The 3397-nt window shown below is 76.5% G+C and carries 4 protein-coding genes; all 4 read right to left on the reverse strand.

Going from position 1 to position 3397, the window contains the following annotated elements:
* Nucleotides 1-26 precede the first annotated feature (26 nt).
* A complete protein-coding gene (locus ICW40_RS17620; RefSeq protein ID WP_308121893.1) occupies nucleotides 27-1487 on the reverse strand; it encodes a PH domain-containing protein in 1461 nt (486 codons plus the stop codon).
* Complete coding sequence (locus ICW40_RS17625; protein ID WP_221655309.1) at nucleotides 1484-2113, reverse strand: PH domain-containing protein; 630 nt, start codon at nucleotides 2111-2113, stop codon at nucleotides 1484-1486. Before ICW40_RS17625 ends, ICW40_RS17620 begins: the two co-directional genes overlap by 4 nt.
* Before the next feature lie 20 nt (nucleotides 2114-2133).
* Nucleotides 2134-2622: a DUF3180 domain-containing protein gene (locus tag ICW40_RS17630; RefSeq protein ID WP_221655310.1), complete on the reverse strand. Its 489-nt coding sequence runs from the start codon at nucleotides 2620-2622 to the stop codon at nucleotides 2134-2136.
* A 10-nt stretch (nucleotides 2623-2632) separates the two neighbouring features.
* Nucleotides 2633-3397: 2-amino-4-hydroxy-6-hydroxymethyldihydropteridine diphosphokinase (folK, locus tag ICW40_RS17635; protein WP_308121894.1), on the reverse strand; the 765-nt coding region annotated here is incomplete at its 5' end.

Here is a 3397-nt window from a genome sequence, read left to right on the forward strand (position 1 = left end):
GGGCCGCCGGGCCCCGTCCGGGACCGTCACGGGGCCGCCACCTGCTGCCGCATCCACCGCTCGGGCCCTGCGGCCGCACGCGCCGCACGGGCGCGGTCGGCCTGCTCGCCGAGGAAGGCGCCCGCGGCGGCCTGGTCGAGGTGCGGGACGAACGGGCGCACCGGGCCGGGCGTCGAGTGCAGCACGACCGTGGCGAGCGCGAGCCGCCGCTGCAGCGGCCCCTGCGTCAGACCGAGCGACTGCGTCCGCTCGTGCGGCACGACGACGAGCCGGCGCACGAGGCATCCGGAGCGGATGAGGACCGCGCGCTCGGTCGCGACGACCGCCGTGCGCCGCCACGCGAGCGGGTCGAGCCAGCGGGCGCGCCGGGGCGAGCCGACCACGCCCGGGCTCGCGGTCCCGGTGCCGGAGAGGGCCTCGTCGAGCACCGCGCGCGGGTCGGCGACGCCGAGGTCAGGCAGCACGAGCCACAGCGCGAGCAGGGCGTCGTCGCGGTCGCCGACGGGCAGCAGGATGTTCTCGGTCTGCTGGTTCTCGGCCTGGCCGTAGCCGGCGACGTTGACCTCGACGCGCCACCAGTCCTTGCGCCGCCACAGCCACGCCTGCGTGAGCCGGACGGCCTGGACGCGGCCGGGCGGCACCGTCTGCGAGCGCGACTCGAGGAGCCCGTGGCGGAGCCGGATGCCGTCGGGCGACTGCGCGGCCCGGAAGTTGAACTCGCCCGCGAAGCGCTGCCACAAGTAGCCGCCCGCGCCGAGCACCATCGGCAGCATCGTGAAGACCATGCCGATCTGCCCCGAGACGACCGTGATCACGATCGCGGCGACGACGCCCACGGCGAGGACGAGGATGCTCACCGAGCGCAGGAGCCCGCCGACGAGGCGGTTGGCCGGCACCACGAGCACCTCGCGCTCCGGGGCGGCGGGCGCCTCGGGCTGCTCCTCGGTGCCGAACTCGATGCCCGCCGAGCGCGCGAGGAGCTCGTTGCGCAGCCTCTGCGCCGACTCCTCCTTGAGGAACGCGAGCGTCACGGACGAGTCGGACCCGCCCGCGACCTCGAACCGGAGCTCGGCGAGGCCGAGCAGCCGCGCGAGCACGGGCTGCACGACGTCGATCGCCTGGACGCGGTCGAGTCGCGCGGTCCGCTGCTGGCGGAACAGGACGCCGGTCTTGAGGTAGACGGCCTCCGCGTCGACGCCGTAGCGCGTCATCCGCCAGGCGACGGCCGCGTACCCGAAGCCGATGAGGATGACGGCCACGAGCACGCCGACGACGGGCAGCCAGCCGACGGAGTCGACCATCTCCCCCGCGTTCACGAGGTTGGGTCCGACCTGCTGCGCCGCGACCACGAGCAGGACGGCGATGATCTTCCAGCCCTTGACCGCGGGGGTCACCGGGTGGACCCGGTGCCACACGGGCTCGCCGACGGGACCCGCCGCGGCCGGGTCGGCCGTCGGCGCTGCGGGCAGGGGGTCCTGCGCGGTCACAGGCCCGCCAGCTGCGCCTCGCCGCGCGCGGCCAGCCGGTCACGCAGGCGCGAGGCCTCGGCGGGCGAGAGGCCCGGGATGGCCGCGTCCGTGCCGGGGGACGCCGTGTGGAGCTGCACGCGCGCGATGCCGAACGCGCGGTCGAGCGGGCCCGCCTGCACGTCGACGAACTGCATCCGGCCGTACGGGACGACGACGATCGAGCGGAACATCACGCCCTTGCGGATGAGCAGGTCGTCCTCGCGCTCGGCGTAGCCCCACGCCCGCACCTGCCGGGGCACGACGACCGCGACGACGACGAGCACGGCGACGACGGCCGCGGGGATCGCCCAGAGGCCGGTCACGCCGCTGAGGACGGCCGCGACGACGCCGCCCGCGAGCGGGAGCACGAGGGTGATGGCCGCCGAGACGAGCCGGACGGAGACGAGCCGCGGCGAGACGCCCTGCCAGCGCACGCCGGCCGGGTCGAACGGTCCGGCCGCGGGGGTCGCATCGTGCGGGGTCACCGTCTGCACCTGCGGCTGCGCCTGCGTCTGCGCCGGCGTCTGCACCTGCGTCGGCTGCTGCGGCTGCTGCTGCGGGACCGGCTCGGTGGCGCCGGGCTCCGGCGGGACGGGCTGGGTCATGCGGCCCATCCTTGCACCACTCAGGCGGCGCTCCCGGAGGCCGCGGACGCACCGCGACCGCCCTCGTCGTCGTCCGGCGGCGGGACCTCGCACCACCGCTCGACGACGAGGCCGACGACGGCCAGCACGACCGTGCAGAGCATCGCCGCACCGGCGCTCACGGCGAGGTCGCGGCGGGCCTGGATCTCGAGGTCGCCCAGCACGAGGACGACGTGCGCGGCGTACCAGCCGGTCAGGAGGGCGCCCGTGTACGCCGACGCGGTGGCGAGCACCACGGTGCGAGCCGCGAGCAGGGGGTCGAGGCCGGGCCGCCTGCCCTGCGTGAACTGCCGCACCGACCAGCCCAGGCCCAGCACGACCGCGGCGATGACGAGCACCACGAGGGACGACAGCACCGGCACGGGCAGCAGCGCCGCACCGCGGGACTCCGCGAGCCGCAGCCCGCCGAACGCGAACCCCCCGGCGACCAGCGCGATGAGCAGGAGACGTGGCCACGGGGTGCGCCGCATCATCGGCACCTCACTCGGGCGCCGCCCACCAGTCGAGCGCCATCCACCGGATGCCGCCGCGGTCGGGAGCCGTCTGCGCGAGGGCCGCGACCGGCCCGCCGCCGAGCCCGGGCAGCATGGCGTCCGGCTGCACCTGCGCCCACGGCTCGAGCACGAAGGCACGCTGGTGCGCCCGCGGGTGCGGGAGCTCGAGGTCGTCCGCGACGGCGACGACGCCGCCGTAGAGCACGATGTCGACGTCGATCGTGCGCGGGCCCCAGTGCTCGGTCCGGACGCGTCCGTGCGCGTCCTCGAGCCGGTGGCACTCCGCGAGCAATCCGCGGGGGCTGAGCGTCGTGCGCGCGAGGACGATCGTGTTGAGGAAGTCCGGCTGCTCCGGACCGCCGACCGCCTGGGTGCGCGCGAGCGGTGCGATGGCGGTGATCTCCACGCCCGGCACGCCCGCCAGGTCGCGGACCACCTGCCGCAGGATGTCGTGGCTGGCGCCGATGTTCGACCCGAGCGCGAGCACGACCTCGACCGGCTCCGTCGGCACGGCGTCGAGCCGGTCGGCCAGCGGCCCGTCCGGGACCGGCGCCGCCGGTACAGGAGGCGCCTGGAGGTGCGCGGCGTCCAGGACGGCCGTGCGCTCCGGCTCGGGTGCGGGGCTCCACGCGGCCTGCGCCGGGCCGCCGTCGGGCGCGGGCGTCCAGGCCGTGTCGCCCTCACCCTGCACGGGGCTCCACGCGGGGCCGCCCAGGCCTCCTGGGACCGGGGCGAGCGCAGAGGGCAGCGC

The organism is Actinotalea ferrariae, from assembly GCF_019733465.1.
GTDB lineage: Bacteria > Actinomycetota > Actinomycetes > Actinomycetales > Cellulomonadaceae > Actinotalea > Actinotalea ferrariae_A.

Coding starts and splice junctions, on each gene's coding strand:
- ICW40_RS17630 (WP_221655310.1), bottom strand. CDS start 2,622: ATGCGGCGCACCCCGTGGCCACGTCTCCTGCTCATCGCGCTGGTCGCC.
- ICW40_RS17625 (WP_221655309.1), bottom strand. CDS start 2,113: ATGACCCAGCCCGTCCCGCCGGAGCCCGGCGCCACCGAGCCGGTCCCG.